Below are 6,779 nucleotides of genomic sequence, written 5' to 3'. Positions count from 1 at the left end.
ACCTTAAACTCGGATGAGTAACTTGTCCTTTTTGTGCTCATAAATACGCCCTCTGTTCATTTCACTTTCAACAATATATCGGAAATGAATTTCAAAAGATACTGTTTAAATTTCTTGGGGTATTATAAGTTGTACCGTACCATTTGGTGGGGAAATTAGTGGTTATTGTGCGGCAAGTGTTTTTCATCAAGCATCTTTGCAAGTAAGGTCAAAAAATTTAAGTTTTCCTCTATGGGCTACAATTGCCGAGTTTAGAGTACCTAAAATAGGGACAACAGCATTATGGTTTCACTCACGTGGTAATAATCCTGACACATACCGACCTGATAATGCTTATGTTTCATGGTGGGATTATATGAAGAATAATACTAAGGAAGGTCGAGATGAAGGAATATGGGAAATTAAGCATTATGCAGACAAGGAACAACACAACTTATCTGGATATCGCTATTCTGCTTCAGAAGGTATATATGATGGAGTTGAAGCATATGCCTCTTATATCCCCGGATTTCCAACTTTCTCTCTACCTTTTGCTGTCGCATGGACAGAAAATAAGGAAGGAGGAAGCAAAAACAACTTCTTTATGGCTGAGTTTGGAGCATATGATTTAGATAGACTAAAAAATAAAGCTTATAACAAGTAAAACTAAATCGTTTTAAACATTAAACCTAAAATGAACAACATCACCATCGTGGACGATATATTCTTTGCCTTCTAGGCGTGCTTTGCCAGCATCTTTGGCACCTTTCTCACCACTGTATTGAATATAATCATTAAAGCCAATCACTTCAGCACGAATAAATCCACGCTCAAAATCAGTGTGGATTTTGCCAGCTGCTTGCGGAGCAGTGGCACCGACAGGAATAGTCCATGCACGCACTTCTTTTACCCCTGCGGTAAAGTAGGTTTGTAATTGTAATAATTTATATCCTGCTCGAATCACGCGATTAAGACCTGGTTCATCTAAACCAAGGTCACTTAAAAACTCCATTTTTTCATCATCGTCAAGCTCAGCAATTTCAGATTCAATGGCAGCACATACAGCAACGACATCTGCGTTATCAGTTTTAGCAAATTCAATGACTTTATCTAATAACGGATTGTTATCAAAACCAGACTCATTGACATTAGCGATATAAAGCGTGGGCTTATGTGTTAACAATGGCGTTTGTTTGATCCAGGTATTTTGCTCATCACTAAACTCGAAGCTGCGCGCTGGCTTTTCAGACTCTAAATGCTCTTTGAGACTTTGGTAAAACTCAAGCTGTAATTTGGCTTCTTTGTTGGCACTTTTAGCAAGTTTTTGCACACGTTGAATGATTTTGTCAACGCTTTCGATATCGGCAAGCAAAAGCTCGGTATTAATCGTTTGAATATCATCAATAGGATTGACTTGTCCGGCAACGTGGATGACATCATCATTGTTAAAGCAACGCACAACATGAGCAATGGCATCGGTTTCACGAATATTGGCTAAGAACTTATTACCTAAACCTTCGCCCTTGGAGGCGCCGGCAACAAGCCCTGCAATATCAACAAACTCCATCGTTGCAGGTAAAACGCGCTGTGGATTGACAATATTAGCCAATTGATCCAAACGTGGGTCAGGTACTGAAACCATGCCGACATTTGGCTCAATCGTACAAAATGGATAGTTCTCTGCTTGAATGCCCGCTTTTGTTAATGCATTAAATAGTGTTGATTTGCCGACATTAGGCAGTCCAACGATGCCGCATTTAAAACCCATATAAAACCCTTATTTATTGTTATTTTATGTTTATTTTTGGTGAAGCTCATTCATCACACTTTGATAATTGCCCTGTATTATATCGCCTAGATGAGAAATCGCACGTGTAATGCTGTGATCAATCGCAATTTTATCCTCAAGCGATGGGTTGCCTAGTACATAGCCCACGACTTTGTTGCGATCACCCGGATGACCAATGCCAATGCGTAAACGATGATAATCGCGTGTACCAAGAGATGCATCAATGTCTCTTAAACCATTATGTCCACCGTGTCCTCCACCTTTTTTAAGACGGATTTGCCCACAAGGCAGGTCAAGCTCATCATGTGCTACTAATATCTCATCGGGCATGATTTTATAAAATTGAGCTAATTTAGATACCGCTAAACCACTTTTATTCATAAAGGTATGGGGATATAAAAGCCAAAGCTTATGGGCGCCAATTTGCGTTTGTGCTGTAGCGCCATGAAATTTACTATCACTTGTAAGTGTGAAGTTTAACTTATCGGCAACTGCCTCTAAAAACCATTGACCAGCGTTGTGACGCGTGCCTTCATATTGGCCGCCAATATTGCCAAGACCAACGATGAGTTTAATCTGTGTCATGTTTATAATGCCTTTAACTGACGTCATCATTTAAGATGGGTCATAAATATCTAAATTTTAATGCCGCTGATTATACTCGTTATGGATATTGCCCTCAAACCATTTTACAGACTCTCTGTCGCTGACTTTATTGGCTAAAAGAATAGACTATGCCAGATAGCACTGACTTCATCCGCTTGTTGTTGGCAGCTACTAAGTGGCACAATACTTGGTTGCTTATCAAGATAGCGTTTAAATCCTAAATCGCGAAAATAACAGTAATGCTCAATTAATGTATTAGCGGTTTTAATATCGATTAAACGCGCACTTTCCATGGTTTGGATAATGCGAATACTATCGCTGTAGTAGCAGACAAAAGGTACTTCATGACTATAAAAAAGTGCAAAAAACTGAGCAATAAACTCAATGTCAACCATACCACCAATGCTTTGCTTTAGGTCAAATTCTTGCGCATTAACTTTGAGTAGATGCTCACGCATTCTGTGACGCATATCAACAATATCTTTTTTGAGCTGCTCTAGATCACGTTTTTGATATATCACGTCAGATCTAAGTGCATTGAATTTATGTGTTAAATCGTCAGAGGCGTAAATCATACGTGCACGGGTTAAAGCCTGATGTTCCCACGTCCATGCTGAGGTTTTTAAGTATTGGCAGTAAGATTCAAAACTTGGCACGATAAAACCATTGTCACCTTCAGGGCGCAGTCGTAAGTCAATCTCATATAAGGTGCCATGATAGGTTTTAATTTGCATGAAATGGACAAATTTCTGTACCACTCGTACAAATAAGCGTGGTGATAGCTCAGTGCTCATACGATCGTGAACAAAAACTAAATCTAAGTCAGAAGCAACACTAAGCTCAAGTCCACCGAGTTTGCCATAAGCAATTACACCCAAAGACTGTTTATATAAGGTCTGTAAATTTTCAGTGATATCACTATATTGAAACACTTCTCGCCACGCGCCATCAAGCACGGCTTCAATGATTACAGTGGCTAGGTGGCTAAAAAGATCACTAGATTCCATCAAAGAAATATGTCCGCGTGACTCGCTGACAATAATATTAAATACTTGTTCTAAGCGAAAGCGTCGTAAACTTTCTAAAAAGGCTTCGATATCTTGAATGTCGATTGCTTGTAAATAAATACGTAAGTTATTGCGCAAATAATCAATATCTAAGTAAACATCATCATGCGTCTTATAAATCAACGCGCGCTCTAATAAAAAAGGGTGTTCAGTGAGCATTTCAATAATTCGCTGTCCTTTGTTGAGAAGCTCTAAGAAATCTAAGTGACGTGCTTGATGCTCTAATAGCAAAAACAAGTAAGTTTGGCGTTTACTTAAGTTGTTAAGAAGTACCAATATATGCTTAATAAGATGAGGGTAGGTGTGTAAGCATAGCTGTAATAAGTGCTTGATGGCTGGTAGCACATCTTCAGATATTTGGCTTTGATATTGTAAGAAAAACTGATCTATTTCAATTTGTTTAGCGTTATCCTCATTAATCTTCACTGTTATATCAGTCGCTTTTTCAAGATTGGCGATAGGTATGGTGGCAGTGTTATTTGAAGCTAATGTATTAAAGCGAGTTAATTCATCAAATAATGAGCTTATATTTGCACGTGTTGATTCTATTTTGTGAGTTAATATTTGCCAAGAGTCGTAACCAACTAAGCTTGCAACATTTTTTTGTGTAAACTCTGTATCAGGCAATTGATGTGTTTGTTGATCGTCAAACATTTGTAGCGCATTTTCAACATCGCGCAAAAATACATAGTGTGCGTATAATTCAGTTGTTTGAGCCGCGGGTAAAATATCGGCTTTTTGCAAGGCATCTAGCGCTGTTGCCAGCTGATTGGTTTGCAAGGTAATATTTTGACCACCATAAACAAGCTGATAACACTGACAAATAAATTCAATCTCACGAATGCCTCCACGACCTAGTTTGATATTGCTTTTTAGCGTACTAGATTTCATCTCCGTGACTATCTTGTGCTTCATATCACGAATGGCATTGAGCATGCGATAATCGTGATAGTGGCGATACACAAATTGATGAATATTATGCTTGAGATCATTCGTAAAATGAGTGTTGGGGTGTAAAATATCTGCTTTGATATAAGCATAGCGCTCCCAATCACGTGCATGATGAATAAGGTAATGTTTAAAACTTTCAAACTCAGTGACTAAGGGTGCGCCATCACCAAAGGGGCGTAAACGCATATCAATGCGATAAACAAAGCCATCAATCGTGACATCATTAAGTAGTGCAATCAAACGTTGTCCAAGCTCGGTATAAAAACGCATGGGGCTATATTCGCTGCCAGATTGTCTTAATAGTGGCAAGTTGTTTGTTTGAATAAATACAAGGTCAATATCAGAGGAGAAATTAAGCTCATTGCCGCCTAACTTCCCCATGGTGATAATAGCCAAAGGATCTGGCGTTTGGTGAAGTTTGCGCTCGAGGGTGATTTGCTGTCGTAAATATTGCTCAGTTTGACGCAGAATTTCTTTGGCAGTCAATGAAATAATTTTGGCAATTTGTGTAAATTGAATGTATTGATGTTGCTGCTGAAAAACAAGTTTAGCATGGATGCGTTGACGTAATAGGCGTAAAGATTTTGCCAGTGATTCATTCGTATGATGTGCTGAAAATAAGGCAGTAATGTCATGGATAATATCTTCTAAAGTGTCGATTTCAAGCCAGCTGATGTTAATAAAATACTTAGGATTTTGGCTAAGAAAACGCGCAAAAAAAGTGCTGCTATTAAAGGTGATAAAGAGTTTGTTTAAAAGATCAGGTTGAAGATCATATAAATGAAACTGATCACAAAAATGTTGTTGGTTCATCAAAAATAGAAACTTTACCGATTGATGATGTTAAGTCTATATCAGTATGAAAAAGTTTAATAGAATTTCTGCTGTTAACTACGCTTCCTTTGGTGTAGGTAAGCAATAAATGCCATTAGCAGAAATAATAAAGATAATAGTGTAACAGGTAATAACCCATAAACCATCCACGGTGTTTGTCCTTCTATACCATAAACCTTACCTTTTAATACGGCTTGTTCATTGCGTGGAAGGCTGGCGATGGTTTGACCCTCAGGGTTAATAATCGAGGTGACCCCATTATTGGTTGCTTGAATGACATAACGTCCAGTCTCAATCGCACGCATTTGTGAAATTTCCTCGTGTTGCCAAGGGGCAAGGGAATCACCAAACCACGCATCATCACTGATAACGGCAATAAGATCAGCATTTTGTAGCTGATCACGTACCTCAGATGGATATGCAATCTCATAGCAGATAAATAGCGCGACACTTAAACCGTTCATTTTAAGTAAAGGCTGTACTTCGCTACCTTTGGTGAAGCTTGACATTGGGATATTAAAATACGCCATAAAAGGTTCAAGAAAATAAGCAAAAGGATAGTACTCACCAAATGGCACTAAATGATGTTTGTAATAGTGACCAGAGCCTAAACCATAGACAAAGGCTGAATTGAAGTATTGTTCTTTCGCATTTAATGCAACGGTGCCAACCAAAATGGCACTGTGCTGTGTGTCACCTAAGTCATCTACTTGACGTAAAAAAGGTTCTATAAATGTTTTAAATGTTGGAATGGAGTTCTCAGGCCAAAAAACCAAATTAGCTGGGTTGTCTCTGGTGGTGGTATAGTAATAATTGATAATCGTTTGCAGCATGCTAGGATCCCATTTCTGATCCTGAATAAAATTGCCTTGGAGGATGCTGACACTTTTTTCAATGCCGTCACTTTTCGTCCACTTGATTTGCTGCAAAGACCAAGCAATAACTAAGGTGACAATAATGCTGATCATCATTGAAATCACAATCTTTGGTTGACGGATATGATTGATCATTTCACTTATGCATATTGAGATAAAGCATATGATAAAACCTACCAGAAAAACGCTGCCAATGGGGGCGAAACTTGCTAAGAAAGTATGTGTTTGTGAATAGCCAAGTAACACCCATGGAAAGCCGGTAAAAAGGTGCGTACGTAAGAGCTCTAGTATTAACCATACAACGGGTAATAACAAAACTCTGTAAATGAAGTGATGATTTTTAAGTTTGGCATAAGCATACCCAAACGCTAAAAAGAATAGACTTAAGAATAAGATAAAAACAATGGTCAGTGTGACACCTAAAAACACTGATTGACTAAAGGCATGGATGCTGACGTAAATCCACGAAATACTTGAGCCAAAAAAACCAATGCCATAACAATATCCAAGCCAAAGGGTTCGACGCATGCGCTGTTGCCTTTGCAGAATCTGCATAAAAAGTATAAGTGAAATAAAGTCAAAAATACTAAAGCCAATCGGTGAAAATGATAGGGTTAAAAGTGCACCAGCAATGAGTGCTAAAAGTGTATTTATAATGAAAGACATATGTTATAACAG

5 protein-coding genes are annotated in these 6,779 nt (G+C 38.3%); 1 reads left to right on the top strand and 4 read right to left on the bottom strand.

Features of this window, described 5'->3' with window-relative positions; all coding sequences use genetic code 11:
* Window positions 1-355: 355 nt before the first annotated feature.
* Window positions 356-643, top strand: a complete 288-nt coding sequence (locus DNJ75_RS11900) for a hypothetical protein (RefSeq protein ID WP_117003676.1) — start codon at window positions 356-358, stop codon at window positions 641-643.
* A gap of 12 nt (window positions 644-655) precedes the next feature.
* Here DNJ75_RS11900 and ychF read toward each other — a convergent pair whose 3' ends face one another.
* From ychF to lnt, 4 genes are all read right to left on the bottom strand, one after another.
* Window positions 656-1,747 (bottom strand): redox-regulated ATPase YchF, encoded by a 1,092-nt coding sequence (ychF, locus tag DNJ75_RS11895; RefSeq protein WP_117003675.1) that lies wholly within the window; start codon window positions 1,745-1,747, stop codon window positions 656-658.
* A 30-nt stretch (window positions 1,748-1,777) separates the two neighbouring features.
* On the bottom strand, window positions 1,778-2,353 hold the full coding sequence (gene pth, locus DNJ75_RS11890) for an aminoacyl-tRNA hydrolase (protein ID WP_117003674.1): 576 nt from the start codon (window positions 2,351-2,353) through the stop codon (window positions 1,778-1,780).
* Between the two features lie 134 nt (window positions 2,354-2,487).
* A complete protein-coding gene (gene glnE, locus DNJ75_RS11885; protein WP_117003673.1) occupies window positions 2,488-5,205 on the bottom strand; it encodes a bifunctional [glutamate--ammonia ligase]-adenylyl-L-tyrosine phosphorylase/[glutamate--ammonia-ligase] adenylyltransferase in 2,718 nt (905 codons plus the stop codon).
* Between the two features lie 74 nt (window positions 5,206-5,279).
* Complete coding sequence (lnt, locus tag DNJ75_RS11880) at window positions 5,280-6,767, bottom strand: apolipoprotein N-acyltransferase (protein WP_117003672.1); 1,488 nt, start codon at window positions 6,765-6,767, stop codon at window positions 5,280-5,282.
* Window positions 6,768-6,779 lie beyond the last annotated feature (12 nt).

This window comes from Cysteiniphilum litorale (assembly GCF_003428165.1).
GTDB lineage: Bacteria > Pseudomonadota > Gammaproteobacteria > Francisellales > Francisellaceae > Caedibacter > Caedibacter litoralis.
This window is presented reverse-complemented; position numbering and strand designations above follow the sequence as displayed.

Coding starts and splice junctions, on each gene's coding strand:
- DNJ75_RS11900 (WP_117003676.1), top strand. CDS start 356: ATGAAGAATAATACTAAGGAAGGTCGAGATGAAGGAATATGGGAAATT.
- ychF (WP_117003675.1), bottom strand. CDS start 1,747: ATGGGTTTTAAATGCGGCATCGTTGGACTGCCTAATGTCGGCAAATCA.
- pth (WP_117003674.1), bottom strand. CDS start 2,353: ATGACACAGATTAAACTCATCGTTGGTCTTGGCAATATTGGCGGCCAA.
- glnE (WP_117003673.1), bottom strand. CDS start 5,205: ATGAACCAACAACATTTTTGTGATCAGTTTCATTTATATGATCTTCAA.
- lnt (WP_117003672.1), bottom strand. CDS start 6,767: ATGTCTTTCATTATAAATACACTTTTAGCACTCATTGCTGGTGCACTT.